This is a genomic window from Streptococcus sp. oral taxon 431 (assembly GCF_001553685.1).
In the GTDB taxonomy this organism is placed as follows: Bacteria; Bacillota; Bacilli; order Lactobacillales; family Streptococcaceae; genus Streptococcus.
The window spans coordinates 968910-987309 of sequence record NZ_CP014264.1; the positions used below are offsets into that span (position 1 = coordinate 968910).

An 18400-nucleotide genomic window follows, 5' to 3' on the forward strand; every position below is an offset into this window, starting at 1 on the left:
AATAGCGGACAAGAAAAGAAAAGCGCGGTAAAATAAAGATAGAAAGAAACGAGGTAACGATTATGATGGAAGATACCTATTATCAATTAGAAGAGGCTTTGGTACAGGGATTTCAAACACCTGAAGAATACCAAGCCTACAAGGAACTAAAGGAACATTATGAGGAAGTGACAGGCGATTACAGTTTTTCTATACGAGAACTCACTAGTCAACTGGAAATCGGTCTTCAGAATCATCGAGGTGTGGACTTTGAAGAACATGAAAAAGAGGAGTATTTGGACTTAGTTCAAAAGCTAGAGGAATTTGATTCCTCTCTTGCCACCCATTATCGTCAATTGATTGACTAGAGAGTAGAAAGTCATGAATGATTTACTCCTTATCCCAGTAATTTTTTTAGCAGTAGGAGGAATTCTCATTCTTTTATGGAGACTCTTTCTTATTGCCAGTGGACTTTTCCTGATTGGTTTTGTCAGTTTTCTTATTTTCGTGGAGGTCTATGGAATTTATTTGTTCTTTACTGAACCGACTTTATACTTTGATGATATCAGACAACATGGTTTAACTAGTTTTACGGCTGTGTACCTTTTCATCAATCTGATGTTGGTTCTAGGATTCAGTTGGCGTTTCATAAACTCCAAAACTAAGGAAAGTATATAAACTTGTTAGATGGTTAAAAAACTTTATCTGAATCTAAATTCGGATAAGGTTTTTTATTAGCCTTGATTCTTTCATATACTTTATAGCTAAATTGGAGCAGTAATTTATGAAAATCATTATCCTCACTGTTATTACTTGTATTTATGGCTTGTTTATGTCGTTCAATATGAGAAAGAGCTCTTCTCAAATTTTCTTCTTTTAAATTTTTCATAGTTACATTATAAGCTGAAGACAGATAGTTTTGATATTTTTCTCTGAACTGTACGATTTTGCGCCTGAAATGTAGGAATCACCTTTAGTTGTTGTGTGATAAAACTTACAAGTTCTTTTTGTTATTCTTGACCTAGTTTTTATAGAAAGAAGGTCTAAGATGTTAAATAAAGTCAAAACTAAAGCCTTAATTAGTGTTGGAGCAGTAGCCGCAACTAGCTTTATTCTCATGATGGGATATACTGCTGGTCAACATTCTACTGCTAAACAAAGTCGCAAAGAGATTGAATTGGCTGCAGCTAAACTTGTGGAAGATAAACAAGCAGAAGATAAAGCCAGTATTTTGTCATCGGATACTGTAAAAGAATTTTTGACACAGTACTATACGAAAGAAAAGCTCGGAGAAAATAATACACGCATTCAACCTTATATGACTGAATCAGCTTATTCTCAAGAATTGACAAGTCAAAACGATGCCATGAACCAAGTGTATAAGGACTATATTTTGGATTATCATTTTGAAAAAGCTGATATCTTTGTCAATCAGACTACGAATCAAGCCATTGCCATGGTCTCTTATAATGTAACCTATGTATCTGATTTAAAGAATGTAAACCAATCAAAGACTAATCAGACAGAAACAAGAACAGTTAAGTTATCCTATTCTAAACTACCTGGTAAGTTATTGGTCAACCAAGTACAGGTTTGGAAATCTGGGTTGGATGATTTAGATAAGGCAACTCCTAAAACTTTAGAAGAATCATCATCAATACCATCACTGCCAAATACTACGACAAAATGATGATATTGCATGGAAATAGAAGAATGTAAGCAAATTTCAATTCTTGATGTAGCCAATCGTTTAGGTATCTCCTTTAAACAAGTTTCTAGCCGTGTCTATGAACATCCTGAACACGATTCATTCCGAATTTTTTCAACTACCAATACTTTTAAATGGTTTTCAAGAGATATTCAAGGTGATGTCATTGATTTTGTTCGACTTGTTAAGGGAATTTCCTTTAAAGAAGCTCTAGCTTTTCTTTCTGAAGAACCTTTTCAAAAAGAAGTTGTTCAAGAAAAAAGAGAGAGACCATTTTATTATCCTTTAAAGAGAGTAGAAGATTCTAACTGTAGTCTGGCCAGATACTATTTAACAGAATGTAGAGGAATCTCAGAAGAAATCGTACAAAAGATGATTCAACAAGGTTTGATGGCACAAGCCAATTGGAAAACAAATGAAACTGTTGAACCTGTTATTGTTTTTAAAAGCTTTGATCATCATCACAAGCTACAGGCTGCAAGCCTACAAGGGATTTATAAGAATCATTCTATCCCAAGAGAGAGGTTAAAAACAATTCTAAAAGGAAGCCATGGACATGTTGGAATATCCTTTGACATTGGTAAACCAAATAAGCTGGTCTTTTGTGAATCGTTCATCGACTTGATGAGCTATTACGAACTTCATCAACAAAATCTATCTGATGTTCGTTTGGTGTCTATGGAGGGATTAAAAAGGTCTGTTGTTGCTTATCAAACTTTACGACTGATAGCTGAAGAAAATCAGAAGTTGGAATTCTTAGATACAGTAACACCTTCAAAGTTATTGCCTTTGATCAATACAATTCGTGATACCACCAGCTATTTTGATAATCATCCTGATTTATTGACACTTGCGGTAGATTGTGATGATGCAGGAAAAGATTTTTATGATAAGTTATCTCAAGCAGGATTGCCTGTTTTACTGGATTTACCTGATAATGAATTTGGGAAAGAAAAAATAGACTGGAACGATATTCTTAGAGAAAAGAAATCAGATTTACAATTTATGCTTGAGACTGCAAAAGAGCAATTGGGGAATCAACCAGTAGGACAAACCTCTCAATGTTTAGAATTGTGATAACAAAATCAAGATGTTTTAGCTAATATTAGAATGAAGGAGGATTGTATATGACCATAATCGAACGCTTAGAAGAAAAGGTCACTAGGCAAGAAAGCAAGGTAGCAAGAGAGACAGAAAAGCTCGCTTCTTACAAAGAGCAACTGGAGACAGCGATGTTTGCGACGTTCAAAAGGCGTCAAAGCATTAGTCACATGAGTTTTGAAGAAGCTCTTGACCATGCCTTCGGTAGAGAAAGACAATTCGATGATTCTGAATTTAGAAAGGATGAAATGAGTGAATGACAAAAGATTGGAATTTTAATCAACCATTAGAGAGTAAATCAGAAAATCAAGAAGATCCAGATAAAATTGCGGCCTTATTTGGAAATCATCAAGGAGGTAATGATGTAAATTATGAAGCAGCTTTTCAAAAGCGTAAACAAGCACCTGTGACGGAATCAAATTCTAGTTCTAAACCCAAAGTTACAGAGGTTAGAACAGGAAAAGAGACAGATATCACTACAAGTTATCAGCAACATCTTAAAAGACTTATTGCAGATAACAATAGCGATATTCAAAGTAGTCAAAAGAAAATTGAAGAGCTACATACGTTGATCGACACAAAGAATAAAGACAATAAGAAATTGCAGTCAATTTATGATGCGATTTCCGAATTACACTAAGCAGTCCTGATAGGCTGCTTTTTTTGAGAGGTTATAGATGTTTACAAAACTTTTTAAGAAAAACCAAGACAATAGTGATGTATTTAAGAAGCTAATTCATAGACTATCTGATATGTCTGTCCAAGATCTTGAAAAAATAGACCGACTGTTAGATATCATTTTCACTCCAGATCAAGGATCAGAACAACTAAAAACAGAAGCAACTTACAGAGAAGAAACTTTGGACGACACATTAAAGGAAGCTAAGAATCAACTTCATAAGGAACAATTGGAGAAGAATTTAGAGAGATTTAGGAAAGATGGAATGAAATAAATGGTTTTATAAAATTTTCTTTTACTTGCATAAAGTCTTGTGTTATACTTTTAGTATAGACTAGAGAAGGAAGTAAATATTTTGGAGTTGACTACCAAGCAGGAAAAGCAACTAGGTCAGACTCAGTGGTTCCATGCGACATTGTTCCGACATTTAGAATCGTTAAAAAAAGGTATCAATGTTCAATTTAACTTAGGGAGTGAGCTAGATTTTGGACCTGGTTTCTATATTACGCCTGACTTTGAACAAGCTAGAAAATTTATCAATAAACAAGTTGAAGTTCTAAATAACATTATGGCGAATAAAGATATTTTTGAGTCAGAAGAAGAATTCGGAATTATATTAGAATTTCGTATTTCAAATTTTGTAGAAATTTTTAAGAACCCAGACTATCATTGTCACTATTTTGCAAAACATAAAAAATCAGAGTCAGATTTAGATTTTGCGGAATTTGTCTTTCAAAATCGGGAAAATCCAGATGAATTACAACACCATTTTGATTTTATCTATGGTGTTCAGACTGATGACAATCCAACCCAAGCTTTAGCTCGTTTTCGTCAGAATGAAATTACAAAAGAAGAAATGCTTTCTGAGTTTAGAAAACCCTATTCTTTTAAACAATTATCCATTCACAACCAATCTTTTTGTGATATAATGAAAATAGAGAAGGTTTATCAATCAAAGACAGGAGAGGAGTTACAAAAATGGCAGTAGTATCATTGGAAAATAATATTAAACTATATAGTTCAGAATTATTTCAAGCACTATTAAAAGCCTCTAATTATAAATTGGATGAGCGTATTGCTCAGACTGTTGCAGAAGGCTATGCTCGTAATCTAGATTATTCTGATCCTGAACTGATGCATGTTGGTGTAACTTCGGTTGCTAACAATCTGCTTACAAAAATTAAACAAGAGTATTTTATTGTATAGGATTTTGAAATAAGCGACCTCAAAAGAAAGAAATTATTCTTAGCCAAGTTGATAGCTAGCAGTTCAGTTATCAGGGTTAATAGTAGCGAGTCAGACGGACTGACTCGCTTTTTCATTATTTTGTTTTTTTCCCGATGAAATCGTAATAAATGTCTATCTGAATAATTCAGTTGCGTTTCGTGTCAATCGGCTTGTGAATCATTTTCTGTCAAGTTAGAAATGAAACTCCTGTCGGAATGAGTTAGACTGACAAATCTAGACGAAGTTTTCAGTATTTAATGTGATAGATTAGGCTTAAAAATCTCATTTTACAGAGTTGAAAGAAGTTGCTTCATCGACACAATTCAAAGATCGATTGGAATGATTCTCATTTATAAAGTAATTTGAGTACGCATCCTGTTTTATGCTATGTCTATATGATATAATGAAAAAGAGGTATAAACTATGTCAGATTTAGAGATTAAAAAAATTGATATCAAAGATTTTGGTTGCTATAAAGATTACAAACAGCATAGTCAATCAGGTATCGGTAATGATTTTAATGATGGAAGAATTAATATTTTTTACGGTAGAAACTATTCAGGAAAAAGTACTTATTCGAAAATTTTTCAAAGTATTGAACTTAAGCAACTTCCAGAAAAGTATGAAAATATAGATTTTGAAGTCAAACTAGCTAATCATAGGATTATTAAGTCAAACGAAATAGGTAGCGACTTACCAATAGATTGTAAAGTTTTCAATCAGCAATTTATTGACGATAATATTTATCTTCACAATGACAATAAATTAAATAGTTTCCAAATTTCGATAGGTAGTGATACTAATGAAACCTTGAAGAAAATTGAAGATATACGATTAAACGAACTTAAACCCAGAAATGAAAAATTGTCACAGGTTGAATCGGATATAACTAAAAAACAAAAAAAGCTTAAGAGTAGTGAAAATGTTTTGAATTCAAAACTGAGAACAACTGCATCAAAAATCAAGAATTTAAAGAATCCCTCGGTCGTAGTTGGTAATAAATATGATATACGAGATATAAAGGAAGAGTTTAAAAAATATTCAGCTCATTTTCCTATTTTACCATTACAAGATGATGAGAAGGCTGTAGCTGAGTTAGAAAAGAATGTTGAACAAGCCAAAATACGAATTCTCGAAAAAAACATAAATAAACCACAAAAAATTGATTTAGTTAGTTTTGATAAAAATTTTAATTTCACATTATTTTTAGAAAATACGAAGAAGCTTTTATCTAAAGTTGTCTCAGTAAGTAATATTCTAGATGAATATAAAGATAGTCCAGATAAAATAAATTGGATTAAGCATGGTGTTGATATCCATGGAGATAATCCAGAAAAATGTGTATTTTGTGGTAACGGCATTGATGGTGAGCTTATTAAAAATCTAAAGTTGGCTTTTTCTGATGAGTTAAGCTCTCTGGAAAACGAATTAGTGCTGCAAAATAATAGGATAAAATCAGAAATCCAAAAATTAGATGCTATTCCAAATATTAATAAGGAAGATTATTTTAAAGAATCTGTATCTGATATTCAAAATATAAACAAAGAGATTGAAAATAATATTAATAATAGAAAAAGAGTTCTAGAAATACTAGAATCAAAAATTTCAGAAAAACAACGAGACATTTTTTCTAAAATTGAAATTAATGATTTAAATTGGATTGATTTTTCCGAAATTCAAGTTGAGATTAACTCACTATATGATGGTACTATTAAACAGATAGAACAATTTGAGGATAGGAAAACTAAAAGCATAGATTTTCTTCGAAGATATTATATCGTAAAAGAGTTCCCTGTATCTGAGTTCACTAAACTATCTCAAGAAGTTGACCAACTTGAAGAATATATAAATGAGAATTCCAAAGAACAGAAAAAATTAAAGGAAGAAAAAGAAAAATTTGAGCAAGATATTATTGAACTTGAAGGTAGTTTAAAGTCAGAATCTGAAGCAGCAAAACGTATAAATATGATACTTCAAAATTCTTTAGCACATTCAGAGATGTCCCTAAAATCAGTCGATGATGAGGAAGGTATATATTTCGAAGTTTCTCGTAATGAAGAAAGAGCATATAATCTAAGTGAAGGAGAAAAATCATTAATAGCCTTTGCTTATTATATTACAAGATTAGAAAGTTTGTCGACAGAAGAAAAGTCAAAAACAATCTTATTTATTGATGACCCTGTCTCTAGTCTGGATGAAAATAACATTTTTTATATCTACAACCTAATTTTTTGTCTTCTAGAAAAGAAAGAATTTTTACAATACTTCTTGTCCACTCATAATCTAGATTTCTTGAAATATACAAATAGATTTTCTAATAAAAAAGATTATTACTTAATAGAAAAGATAAAAGAAGCTGAAAATATCCCGTCAAAAAGTTATATAAAAAAATTGCCTACGCATTTATCAAATAAAGTCACAGAATTTGTATTCCTGTTTGAACAAATATATAGAGTGGCAACAGAAGATGAACACGAAAATAATTTTTCTGTTTTTTATAATTTTCCAAACAACGGTAGAAAATTTATTGAAACTCTTTTATACTTTAAATATCCTGACTATAAAACAAAGAATGACGATAAAATTATTAATTATTTCGGAGATGAGAATGCTCCATTTATGCAACGTATAAATAATGAGTACTCTCATGGAGAAGATAGGTTTGATAGAACTCGCAATCCCATTAATACATGCGAGTTTAAGCATGATGCTAGAATAATATTAGGCGCCTTACATTGAAATGATCCAGAACAATTTAAATCATTTCTCAATAATAGTAATTTAACTCACCCCGATTTTCTGGAAGATAGATAAAAATAACGACATTTCATTAAAGAGATGTACTTATACTAAACGAAAATCAAAGAGCAAACTAGGAAGCTAGTCGCAGACTGTACTTAGGTACGGCAAGGCGAAGCTGACGCGGTTTGAATTTGATTTTCGAAGAGTATTATCTCTATACTGTTGAGTGTTGTGCTCCCTTTTAGGTGGCTTTTTTAGAAGTAAAGTTTAGTATAGAAAAACAAGACACAACTCACCAAAATTGGTGAGTTATGTTTTTTATGTTATAATGGTATTATCAAATGAAGGGAGTTTGCCATGATTGGAAAAAACATAAAATCCTTACGTAAAACACATGACTTAACACCACCCGAATTTGCCCGAATTATAGGAATATCTCGAAATAGCTTAAGTTGTTATGAAAATAGAATTAGTTCAGTCTCTACGGAACTAATAGATATCATTTGTCAAAAGTTTAATGTATCTTATGTAGATATTGTAGGAGAAGACAAAATGCTCAATCCTGTTGAAGATTATGAACTGACTTTAAAAATTGAAATTGTGAAAGAAAGAGGTGCTAATCTATTATCTCGACTCTATCGTTATCAAGATAGTCAGGGAATTAGCATTGATGATGAATCTAATCCTTGGATTTTAATGAGTGATGATCTATCTGACTTGATTCATACGAATATCTATTTAGTAGAAACTTTTGATGAAATAGAGAGGTATAGCGGCTATTTGGATGGAATTGAACGTATGTTAGAGATATCTGAAAAACGGATGGTAGCCTGATGGAAATTCAAGATTATACCGATAGTCAATTTAAACAGGCTTTAGCAAGGAACCTTCGCTCACTGACAAGAGGAAAAAAGTCCAGTAAGCAAACTAATATGTCTGCTGATATTGTTTATTTAACTGCTTCTCACAACGAATTAAGAAGAAAGAGAGAACTGTTTCCAGAAAATGATAATTTTATCTGCTATGTACAATATGATAGAAGTAAAAAATTTCCAATTCATAACATCATAGTAGATTCATATTAAAAAAAGAATAGAGAGGGATATTTGGAATTCAATTGGAATCCAAATTATAGAGGGCCTTTACTATGGATGTTATTAAGGATTTAGCAACAGTAATTTCTATGATTGTTTCTACGATTACTATAGCAGGAATATACTATTCTGATAATGGAGAAGTTGAAAAACGTAAAAAAATATTTTTAAAAAATATTGCCTTAATAATTGTCTTTACCATTTTATTATGGATATTTAGTATCTATTTATTAAGAATATATTTTCAAACAGATTTATTGACAGTTTTGTCATTGGTTAATCCAACTTTAGTTTTTTTCTTTATCTTATGTACTGTAACAGTCAGTATGAATTCCTTTATTTATTCAAGAAAAAAATTTTTATCTAACATCAAGAATGATGAGATAATTTATGTTTTTTACAAAAAATATCTTACAATTCACAAAAAACTGAATAGAGGTAAACTTTGGAAATATAGTCAATCTTATTTGTTCCCATTTATTAAGTCAGTTCTAATAGGAGTGTATATTTTATTAGGAATTCTTTCTATTTTTATTATTTTTATTAATCATTTTGATAACGAGGTAAAACAGTTCCCGTTTCAATCTCTCGAAAGGTTCTATTTAAAAAATATCAGTGATGGTAAAGTTTATTCGATTGATACTGAAACTGACTTTGATATAGTTATGACTTCTGAAAACAAAATCCCACAGTCACTATACAGTATTGAAGATAATATTTATAGTTTACCTATAGATAATCAGAGAATAAAGTTGAAAAAAGGAACAAAGCTATTTGAGTCATCAGTTGAGAAAGTAAAAATTTATAGGAATAACAAAGAAAGTGTTACAGTGAATAAAGCTGAAGGTAAAACATTCTTAATATTAGAACAAGATGATGTTTTTGATTTGGTTTCGGATAGTAAAGATTCTACGAAAAAGAAATCATATTTATTTTTATCAAATCAATACAGGAAACTAGAAAAGGAAATGCAAACGGTAAAATCCTTAATCCTACCTGGTATAATAGGATTTATTATATTTGGTTTAACATTTTTGCTAACCAATTTTTATTTTTTCCCATTAATCATTGTAATATTTGGTGGATTTGTTGATATGTTATTACTTCAAATTAATAATAACAATTCATTTCATATAGCAATGGTTCTTTCGATTTTAGTAGCTCTTTATTTTCTAATTTGTATTGTTATTTATGATTGTTGTGTGGTGAATCTCCATGAATCAAAGGATACAATAAAACTGATAAGGTATCATTATAAAAAATTTTCATATCAAATCAGAAAGCAAGATTTAATCGAAAATTTATTAAATGGCAAGACATGCGGGTGTCATGTGGTTAAATTTCCTTATTTAGTAGGTGAAAATAGAACAGAACCTAAAATTATTTTTTTCATCTATAAAAACTATTGGGATATTTTAAGGTTACCTATTTTATACTTTAAATGTAAAAAGCACTAGAGAGCCAGTTCTGTCTCTCTTTTTTCTTACTCTCATCTTCATGCTGTGATACCTTTTCCAAATTTCCTCTGATATACTTTTTTCAACTTTAAAAAATCCAACTAAGATTTTTCTACTGGGGGTTTGGGGGCGAAGCCACCAAGTTATCTTATCGTTAGCTGTCAAAACTAGAAGTTTTTGATCGGTTGGCGATATGATTTTTGGGATATTGTGGACACAATATCTGAGCTCGCAAAGACCGAACAAGAACCAAGTGAGGTCTTTAGGAAGCGTACTGACAATGTGAGGTAGACTTACACTGTCAGACAAGTAGAATATTGAAGGGATATCAGAATGGGACAAGAAATTAAGTCAATCCGAAAGCAATTTAGAATTACGAGACAAGAAGAAAAACAGATAAAAGAAATGATGAGGGAACAAAAAGTGGATAGTTTCTCAGAATTTCTTCGTCAAAATTTATTGAAAAAGAATTATCAGGATAGAATTTTTGAAAGTTGGTTCTCCCTTTGGCAGTGTCAAAAGTTTGAACAGATTAGTCGAGATGTGTATGAAGTTCTGGTTGTCGCAAGAGAAAATCATCAAGTGACTCAAGAACACGTCTCAATCTTATTGACTTGCGTTCAAGAATTGATTGCAGAAGTGAATCAAGTGCAGCCACTCAGTCGTGAGTTCCGTGAAAAATATATGGGTTAGGAGGATGTAATGGTTTATCGCTATCGTACCAATCTCAAAAAAGTATTTCTAACTGATCCAGAATTACACCAATTGAATGAACGGATTGCTAAGAGCAATTGTCAAAATTTCTCAGTCTATGCCAGAAAAGTTTTGCTTAATCCCAATATGTCATTTGTCACGATTAACACTGATACTTATGACCAGTTAGTTTTTGAATTGAGACGGATTGGAAATAACATCAATCAAATTGCGCGTGCGATTAATCAAAGCCATCTGATTTCTCAGGACCAATTACAAGAATTGAGTAAAGGAGTCGGAGAGTTAATTAAGGAAGTGGACAAAGAATTTCAAGTGGAGGTGAAAAGACTGAAGGAGTTTCATGGTAGTTACTAAACACTTTGCGACGCACGGTAAAAAATATCGTAGGCGTTTGATTAAGTATATTCTCAATCCCGATAAAACAGATGATTTGAAATTGGTATCTGATTTTGGCATGAGCAATTACTTGGACTTCCCTAGTCATGCAGAAATGGTAGAAATGTACAATGTCAACTTCACCAATAATGACAAGTTGTACGAATCCAGAAACGACCGACAAGAAAAACACCAACAAACTATTCATGCCCATCATCTCATCCAATCATTTTCTCCTGAAGATAATCTGACACCTGAAGAAATTAATCGTATTGGTTATGAGACCATGATGGAATTAACAGGAGGATGTTTTCGTTTCATCGTGGCAACTCACACAGACAAAGATCATATTCATAATCACATCCTAATCAATGCTATAGATCGTAATTCAGATAAAAAATTGATATGGAACTATGTTATAGAAAGAAATTTTCGTATGATTTCTGACCGTATTTCAAAAATAGCTGGTGCAAAAATTATTGAGAAGTGTTATTCCTATCGTGATTATAAAAAATATAGGGAATCTAGTCATAAGTTTGAATTGAAACAACGTCTCTATTTTTTGATGCAGCAATCTAAATCGTTTGATGATTTTTTAGAGAAAGCAAAGCAGTTGCATGTTCAGATTGATTTTAGTCAGAAGCATAGCCGTTTTTTGATGACGGATCGTGCAATGACAAAACCAATTCGAGGACGCCAACTCAGCAAACGAGATCTATATGATGACGAATTTTTTAGAATGCATTTTGCTAAGCAAGAGATTGAAAGTCGTTTAGAATTTTTGTTGAACCGTGTCAATTCTTTAGAAGAGTTAATAACAAAAGCAAAAGAATTGAATTTAACCATTGGCTTAAAACAAAAAAATGTAACTTTTATCCTGGAAGAAGATAATCAAAAGATAAGTTTGGGTCATCAAAAAATAAGTGATAAGAAATTATATGATGTCAAATTTTTTCAAGATTATTTTAAAAATAAGGAAGTCGGTGTTTCAGAAGGATTAGAGAATTTACAGGAACAGTACCATGCTTTCCGAGAAGAACGAGATAAGGATAAAGTATCCACTGAAGAGATTGAGGAAGCCTTTGAGACATTTAAGGAAAAACGAGATACCGTTCGTGAATTTGAAGTGGAACTTGCAGAGAACCAAATAGAGAAGCTAGTTGATGAGGGCATTTATATCAAAGTGTCTTTTGGTATTAAGCAGAGTGGTCTCATTTTCATTCCCAATTATCAATTAGATATTCTAGAAGAAGAGAATCAAACAAAATATAAAATTTTTATACGTGAGACAACCTCATACTTTGTATATAACAAAGAACATTCGGATAAGAATCAGTATGTCGAAGGACGAACATTGATAAGACAGCTAACCAACGATAGTCGAGTAATACCATACAGAAGATCTACAGTTAAGAGTCTACAGGAAAAGATTACCGAGATTAACCTCTTCATTGAATTAACTGAAGCAGATAAGAAATACCAAGACATTAAAGATGAGTTAGTAAAAGAAATAGCAGAGACAGATATAAAACTAAATCAAATTAATGAAAAAATCGCCAACTTAAATAAGATGGCGGAAGTACTTATCAATTTGAAGAGTGAAGATATAAGCAGTCGAAAGCTTGCAAGATATGACTTTTCAAAATTGAACTTGACAGAATCAGCGTCGTTAGAGTATGTGAATGAAGAAATAAGAAAGCTACAAGAGGAACTCGGTCATTATCTTGATGAGTATGAGGATTTAGTGAGAAGATTAAAAACATTTGTAAGAATTTTGAATATGGATGGAGAAGCAAATCAGAAATTACAAACTGATATTACTATAGAATAGAAGATTCTATAACTATAGAAAATACTACATTTCTAGATCTAAGGTTATTCAATTACATTTACTCATTCGTTAACTGGTTTCTTATAAGCAACATCAGACACAAGTCAAAAACGAAAATCATAATCTCTTACAAAGGGCCAACACTAAATTGACTAGTTATCTTTCTGACATCTTCTCCAAGACAGGACAGTATCTCTCGACTCTCTTTATTAACGGGGAAGTCATAGACTGTGATAACGTGATTCCTTACATTCATAAGCATGTCAAAGAAAGTCCTGGAGAATTAGCTGAAGCTATGAATGTGAAGTTATCACTAGACGATCGCTTTCTCTTGGAACAGAGCTTAGAAGAATAACGGATGTATCAGGATCTCATTTAAAAATTGACCTGTGAGATTCAGGCTTATATCGAAAAGGAGTTTCCCTGAAGAAAAAAGATACCTTCAAACAATTACTGGTGTGAGCGAAGCAAGTGCAGCCACTGTTTTAACCGAGATTGGATCAACAGTAACAGATGGACACTTAGCTGCTTCTTAGTAAGAGAGATGTTCTTAACATCTCAGTAGTTGTAAAGAAAGGAGAAGAATAATATGGATGCTTATAAAAAAGTTTCGATTTCTTTATTCACCACAAAGAAAATGCCCAATTCAAAAAGTTTATACGAGGTCGTGACTTAATTCGTCAGATTTCTCATGGCAGAAAATACATTTCTAAACGCAAAGTCAGAGAAGAAAATGGGCTCAACCCCCAACTAACTTGGTTGCATAGTTTCTCAATGAAGCCAGCGGTTCACAGTTTCCCAATCTTGAAGTGCGTGAATTAACAAAAATAGTCTTTCGATTTGTACTGACCCCCAAAAGTTGGACAAATAATTATTGAAAGGATTTAGTTCTGTATTGCACAGGGCTAAGTCCTTTTAGTTTGACTTTGATTCGTTTGTTGTTGTAGTAATCAATGTAGTCCACAATAGTTTGTTCAAGGTCTTCTAAAGACCTAAAGTGCTTTTCATAACCATAAAACATTTCGGATTTTAAAATTCCAAAGAAGGACTCCATCATACCGTTGTCTGGGCTGTTTCCCTTGCGTGACATAGATGGCTGAATTCCCTTACTCTCTAGAAACCGATGATAAAAATCGTGTTGGTATTGCAAGCCTTGATCGCTATGGAGAATCGTATTTGTGTAATGATTCTCACTGAAGGCCTGGTTTAACATAGTTTTCACCTGTTCTAAATTTGGTGAAGTTGAAAGATTATAGGCGATAATTTCGCTGTTAAAGCCATCTAAAACAGGTGATAAATAGAGTTTTTGACTAGATTAATGATATTTCCTACTTGTTCCTTATACAGTTTTCGTTTTCTCGACAGTAATTCTGTGATTCGTTCCTTGAGTCTTTTTTCTGAGTAATCTTCTCCAATTGTTTTTCCTCTGGTGAATCGTTCCTTATACTTATGTCTGAAGGCAATATGTTTCCCATGCTTGATTTCATAGTCTATTTTTTCCATTTTAGACAGAAAATCATCCCAATTTTTTGATTGTCTAATTACTCTATCAATATCAAATTGCAGTTTACTTTTCCAAGATGTTCCTTGCTTTCGTTGATTATCTTCATACCATGATTTACCATTTGGTTTGTATTTTTTCTTAAAGGTTTCGTAGTACTCATCTATAATAGATAGCCCTTTTTCCTTACAGATTAGATCGCTTTGATAGCGGATTTGATGATAGGTTTTCTTATTGGATTGATAACATTTTCCTGTCACCATATTGACGTTATTGAAGATGATATGATTATGGATATGCCCTTTATAAATATGAGTACTTAGTACAAATTCGTATTCATCTTTTAAGACTCTTTTACAGAGTTCCAGTCCAATTTCGTGAGCCAATTCTGGGGAGATTTCTCCAGGCAAAAAAGATTGTATGAGGTGTCTTGCTAGAACAGTTCCATGAACTTGTTCTTGTTCTCGTCTTTTTAAAAATTGAGTATGCGCTGTTGTAACGTGACACTTATGCGTGCTAATAAGAATTTCTTGGTCTGTCTTTTCGTTATTTGTGATGTAGTCGATAGCAAGATTTAACGTTGATTTAATAGGGTGAATCTTAGTGACTGCCATTTTGCTTCTCTCCTGCCTTATGTGTTCTTGAGAGTAAAAGAGAGTGTATTTGCCAGATTTCTTTTGAGAGGGAGTCTATTTTTTCCTTCATTGTTTGTATGTCATCTTTATAGATAACAGCAGTAGTATTGACACGTTTTGCAATTTGATTGATGTTGTTAGTTGCATCATAGAGGAGTCCTTGTAAGTCTACCACAAAAATATCTCCTTCCAAGACAAATTTACGTATAAAATGACTCATGGTTTTACATTTGGTAAGTTTTATTTTTTTCTCAAAAATTTGTTTTTCTTCTTCGTTAAGGCATATTTTGAGCTGAATATTTCTTGTTCTGTTTGCCATAGTTACTTTCTCCTTGCAGTGTATTTCGGGGTCTTAGGGGATTCCCTAACAAGTTTAAATTGATAAAAAAGAAGCAGTTCCACAAGGGGCTGCTTCATCAATTTGTCGTAAGTGTGTACACACTTACTGTGCTTGCTACTAAACAGTAGATAGCGGTAAGCTAATTTATATTATAGATAATTAATTCACTATTTTATTGTAGTGCTCAATATAATTTTTATAGAATTTATCTTCACTTAAAATTTTAAGAACTTTTAAAGCATCTAGCATTTTATCTTTACCGTCTAAGTTGCCTTCTTTATAAAGTAAATAGCCAGAAGCATAGATGAATACGGTTTTCTCATAAAAACTGGTTTCATTATTTAAAAGATATTCGACTTCTTTTAAAAGATACCTCGCATTTTTGAAGTGACCCTTGTCAATACTAACAATTAGACAATTAATAGTAAGTTGAATAACCAATCTTTTATTACTCTCTGCTCGAATGTAGTATCTAATCTTGTTTAATAATTCCTTTGTTAATAAAAAGATAGTTTGATAAGTTAATTGTCTAAAACAGTTGCCAAATAGAGAAATTTCATAGTAGCCCCAATGTTCGACTTTAAATAGATAATCAACGAGCTCTTCTAATTCACTTTTGGAGGGATATATATCTTTAGAGTAATTATTAAGAATAGATTTTAAAAGAGTGATTTCAAAGTTTTTTAAAGTGCTTTTGTCTTTGTTTTGATAACTCTCTAAAATTTTTATTATATTCTGAATATCATTTGAAGCAGTAGAATCTCTTACTTCATTTATCATGATTTTAAAATCATAATCAGAAAAACCTCTATTAATAATTAAAAATTCATCGAAGGAAGTATTTAACTTATTTAAAAGATAATTCAACTTAGAACAAGATATTTCAGACTCACCTCTTTCAAATCTTGAAAGTTGTGATTTTGATATAACATCATCGGCTAATTTATTTATACTAACTTGCTTACTCGTCCTGATAAAGCGTAGTGTTTTCCCGAAATCGTCCATAAATCATCCCACTTTCACAACAAAAAATTGGTTTTTCTAATATTAGTTTACAATAAGTCTAAAATAAAGGAAAGGAAAAAGTTTATGAAGAGGCTCATAAAAATTTTACTGTTTATTATATGTGACATATTAATCATTGTAGGTGGTTAATCCTAAAAGCAATAAGGATGGATGAGTCCTTATGTACATAAGGGAGAGTAGATACTAATCTACTCTCCCACTCCTAAACGTACAGAAAAAATTACTGAAGGAAGGTTACTTATGAAAAAAATAGGAAGTATCTACAGACATTATTCAAATCGAAAACTCATTTCACTGACAGTTATTTTTACACTGATATATGCAATTTTACCAGTATCTAGTGTTATGTTTTTAAAGGGGTTTTTAAATTATATTGAAGGAGTAAGTAATCTTCAACTAACGATTGTAAGTTCTGTATTCTATCTCCTTCTGAGCTTCTTGGGTCCCCCACTATCACAAATTTTTGAAACAGAGTTAGCAGAATTTCGATTATCCTATTTGGTAACTTCTTATTTTGAAAAAACAATAGATCTACCAATTGAAAGTACAATCTCAGAGATAGATTTAACAACAAATAGGAATGGGGAACTATTTTCTGCTCAAAGTTGGAAAGGATATCAGCGATTGATGAAGTTAGTCCCATCCTCTCTCGCAATTATTTCTTCATTAGTTTTAATCGCAATCATGAACGATAATTTGACTAGGGTATTTATGATTGTCATGACTTTACTAGCTTTGTTGGTTCACTATTTTAATGGTAAAATTCCTGAATTAAATCAAGCGATTGATGTATTAGCACAAAGTCAAAAGAATTATACAGGATTTTATTCCAGTGTTTTAACGGATAGCAAAATGCTACGTGAAATTAAATCATCGAGCTATGAAAATTTTGTACAGAAAAAGTTGTCTGACAGACTTTTACAGTTCTATGAATTGAGTACGAATAAAATTAATCAGTATGGTTTGAATTTATTGTATATTAGTGTGTTATCTGCTCTTCCTTATCTAACAGGAATCATTTTGATTTTACTAGGTGTTCATAGTGGATATCTGAGAGTTACAGACGGAATCTTTTATCTATCAATGATTAAAGTGGTTCAGGATAATATAAGCAAACTATTGAAAAATGGAGAAAAAATAAAAACAGATATTCGTCTATATGACTTATATGAAGACTTTTTATGCTTGACTACTACTTATCAAAATGAAGTTCAAAAAGTAAGTATTGGAGAAATTAACAAGGTAGAGTTTGTAGATGTTTCTTATAAATATCCCAATAGTGACCAGTATGTTTTGAAGGATATAAAATATTGTTTTGAATCTCCCAATCGAGTAGCAATTGTTGGCGAGAGTGGTTCTGGTAAAACAACTCTAATTAAATTATTATGTGGTTTTATAAGGCCAACTGTCGGACAGATTTTAGTGAATGGGATTGATTTAAACAAAATCGATTTGAAAAGTTATCACCAGCAACTTGCAACTGTTTTTCAAAAAACTGATTTTCTTGCCTTTACATTTCGAGAAAATGTATTATCGAAATTTGATTGCTCACAAATCAAACGATTAGATACCTTGATAAAAGAATTAGAAATACAGGATATGATTAGAAATCTACCACAAGGAATTGATAGTCACTATACCAAATATTTTTCAGAAGAAGGAGTACAACTTTCTGGCGGACAGGTCCAAATGCTGTTATTACTTCGTTCTATGATGAAAGATTCAAGTTTATATATCTTAGATGAAGCCACTTCAGCCATGGATATTAATAATGAAGTAAAAACAATTAGGGAGTTTTTGAAAATAACTTCAGAAAAGATGTCTATTATAGTAACACATCGGTTGTTGGCTACTAAATTTTCTGATGATATTTTAGTATTAGATAATGGTGAACTTGTTGAAACAGGCAAGCACCACGAACTTTTAGAAAATAATGGATATTACGCTAACTTATACAAACTACAGAATAAGGGATATGGGGAGGAATAATC

The 18400-nt window shown here is 31.8% G+C and carries 20 protein-coding genes and 3 pseudogenes; 18 read left to right on the plus strand and 5 right to left on the minus strand.

All coding sequences use genetic code 11. The features are described from left to right. Nucleotides 1-62: 62 nt before the first annotated feature. Nucleotides 63-347, plus strand: a complete 285-nt coding sequence (locus AXE83_RS04540) for a DUF5962 family protein (RefSeq protein ID WP_060955600.1) — start codon at nucleotides 63-65, stop codon at nucleotides 345-347. Nucleotides 348-360: 13 nt separating this feature from the next. Further along, a complete protein-coding gene (locus tag AXE83_RS04545) occupies nucleotides 361-657 on the plus strand; it encodes a DUF5966 family protein (RefSeq protein ID WP_060955601.1) in 297 nt (98 codons plus the stop codon). Between the two features lie 13 nt (nucleotides 658-670). Here AXE83_RS04545 and AXE83_RS04550 read toward each other — a convergent pair whose 3' ends face one another. After that, nucleotides 671-868, minus strand: coding sequence for a hypothetical protein (locus AXE83_RS04550; protein WP_060955602.1), 198 nt, complete (start codon nucleotides 866-868; stop codon nucleotides 671-673). A gap of 159 nt (nucleotides 869-1027) precedes the next feature. Here AXE83_RS04550 and AXE83_RS04555 point away from each other — a divergent pair, with 159 nt between their 5' ends. The 15 genes and pseudogenes from AXE83_RS04555 to AXE83_RS10970 all read left to right on the plus strand — a co-directional run bounded on the left by AXE83_RS04555 (nucleotide 1028) and on the right by AXE83_RS10970 (nucleotide 13262). Further along, nucleotides 1028-1669, plus strand: coding sequence for a hypothetical protein (locus AXE83_RS04555; protein ID WP_060955603.1), 642 nt, complete (start codon nucleotides 1028-1030; stop codon nucleotides 1667-1669). Between the two features lie 9 nt (nucleotides 1670-1678). Next, nucleotides 1679-2764: a toprim domain-containing protein gene (locus tag AXE83_RS04560; protein WP_060955604.1), complete on the plus strand. Its 1086-nt coding sequence runs from the start codon at nucleotides 1679-1681 to the stop codon at nucleotides 2762-2764. Nucleotides 2765-2814: 50 nt separating this feature from the next. Further along, nucleotides 2815-3048: a DUF5965 family protein gene (locus AXE83_RS04565; RefSeq protein WP_049548773.1), complete on the plus strand. Its 234-nt coding sequence runs from the start codon at nucleotides 2815-2817 to the stop codon at nucleotides 3046-3048. After that, the gene (locus AXE83_RS04570) at nucleotides 3045-3428 is read left to right on the plus strand and encodes a DUF5945 family protein (protein WP_002933294.1); all 384 of its coding nucleotides are present in this window, start codon (nucleotides 3045-3047) and stop codon (nucleotides 3426-3428) included. Before AXE83_RS04565 ends, AXE83_RS04570 begins: the two co-directional genes overlap by 4 nt. A gap of 37 nt (nucleotides 3429-3465) precedes the next feature. Further along, entirely contained in the window at nucleotides 3466-3741 is a 276-nt protein-coding gene (locus tag AXE83_RS04575) for a hypothetical protein (RefSeq protein WP_060955605.1), read from the plus strand. Nucleotides 3742-3822: 81 nt separating this feature from the next. Further along, entirely contained in the window at nucleotides 3823-4455 is a 633-nt protein-coding gene (locus tag AXE83_RS04580; protein ID WP_049525923.1) for a DUF3990 domain-containing protein, read from the plus strand. Beyond that, nucleotides 4446-4673 (plus strand): hypothetical protein, encoded by a 228-nt coding sequence (locus AXE83_RS04585; RefSeq protein ID WP_000301902.1) that lies wholly within the window; start codon nucleotides 4446-4448, stop codon nucleotides 4671-4673. The genes AXE83_RS04580 and AXE83_RS04585 overlap by 10 nt, the downstream gene beginning before the upstream one ends. Nucleotides 4674-5117: 444 nt before the next feature. Then, entirely contained in the window at nucleotides 5118-7433 is a 2316-nt protein-coding gene (locus AXE83_RS04590; protein WP_060955606.1) for an AAA family ATPase, read from the plus strand. Nucleotides 7434-7793: 360 nt separating this feature from the next. Continuing rightward, on the plus strand, nucleotides 7794-8270 hold the full coding sequence (pezA, locus tag AXE83_RS04595) for a type II toxin-antitoxin system antitoxin PezA (RefSeq protein WP_060955607.1): 477 nt from the start codon (nucleotides 7794-7796) through the stop codon (nucleotides 8268-8270). After that, nucleotides 8270-8362 (plus strand): annotated as a pseudogene (locus AXE83_RS10575) (toxin PezT); the annotation flags it as partial. The gene pezA and the pseudogene AXE83_RS10575, both read left to right, overlap by 1 nt. A 221-nt stretch (nucleotides 8363-8583) precedes the next feature. Continuing rightward, nucleotides 8584-9987 carry a hypothetical protein gene (locus AXE83_RS04605; protein ID WP_060955608.1) on the plus strand — a complete coding sequence of 468 codons (1404 nt, stop codon included), beginning with the start codon at nucleotides 8584-8586 and terminating at the stop codon, nucleotides 9985-9987. Between the two features lie 333 nt (nucleotides 9988-10320). Beyond that, entirely contained in the window at nucleotides 10321-10680 is a 360-nt protein-coding gene (locus tag AXE83_RS04610) for an SAG1252 family conjugative relaxosome accessory protein (protein ID WP_060955609.1), read from the plus strand. Nucleotides 10681-10689: 9 nt separating this feature from the next. Continuing rightward, a complete protein-coding gene (gene mobC, locus AXE83_RS04615; RefSeq protein WP_000263039.1) occupies nucleotides 10690-11055 on the plus strand; it encodes a plasmid mobilization relaxosome protein MobC in 366 nt (121 codons plus the stop codon). Beyond that, nucleotides 11042-12907, plus strand: coding sequence for an SAG1250 family conjugative relaxase (locus AXE83_RS04620; RefSeq protein WP_060955610.1), 1866 nt, complete (start codon nucleotides 11042-11044; stop codon nucleotides 12905-12907). Before mobC ends, AXE83_RS04620 begins: the two co-directional genes overlap by 14 nt. 148 nt (nucleotides 12908-13055) lie before the next feature. Continuing rightward, nucleotides 13056-13262, plus strand: coding sequence for a hypothetical protein (locus AXE83_RS10970; protein ID WP_150114524.1), 207 nt, complete (start codon nucleotides 13056-13058; stop codon nucleotides 13260-13262). A 516-nt stretch (nucleotides 13263-13778) separates the two neighbouring features. Here AXE83_RS10970 and AXE83_RS04630 read toward each other — a convergent pair. The 4 genes and pseudogenes from AXE83_RS04630 to AXE83_RS04645 all read right to left on the minus strand — a co-directional run. Next, nucleotides 13779-14222: pseudogene (locus AXE83_RS04630) on the minus strand (IS3 family transposase); the annotation flags it as partial. 52 nt (nucleotides 14223-14274) lie between these two features. Next, nucleotides 14275-15022: pseudogene (locus tag AXE83_RS04635) on the minus strand (relaxase/mobilization nuclease domain-containing protein); the annotation flags it as partial. Further along, on the minus strand, nucleotides 15009-15362 hold the full coding sequence (locus AXE83_RS04640) for a plasmid mobilization protein (protein ID WP_060955611.1): 354 nt from the start codon (nucleotides 15360-15362) through the stop codon (nucleotides 15009-15011). The gene AXE83_RS04640 and the pseudogene AXE83_RS04635, both read right to left, overlap by 14 nt. Before the next feature lie 180 nt (nucleotides 15363-15542). Next, entirely contained in the window at nucleotides 15543-16388 is an 846-nt protein-coding gene (locus tag AXE83_RS04645; protein ID WP_022524918.1) for a helix-turn-helix domain-containing protein, read from the minus strand. 261 nt (nucleotides 16389-16649) lie between these two features. On the opposite strand from AXE83_RS04645, the gene AXE83_RS04650 reads away from it, so the two are divergent. Then, on the plus strand, nucleotides 16650-18398 hold the full coding sequence (locus tag AXE83_RS04650) for an ATP-binding cassette domain-containing protein (RefSeq protein ID WP_060955612.1): 1749 nt from the start codon (nucleotides 16650-16652) through the stop codon (nucleotides 18396-18398). The last annotated feature ends 2 nt before the right edge of the window (nucleotides 18399-18400 follow it).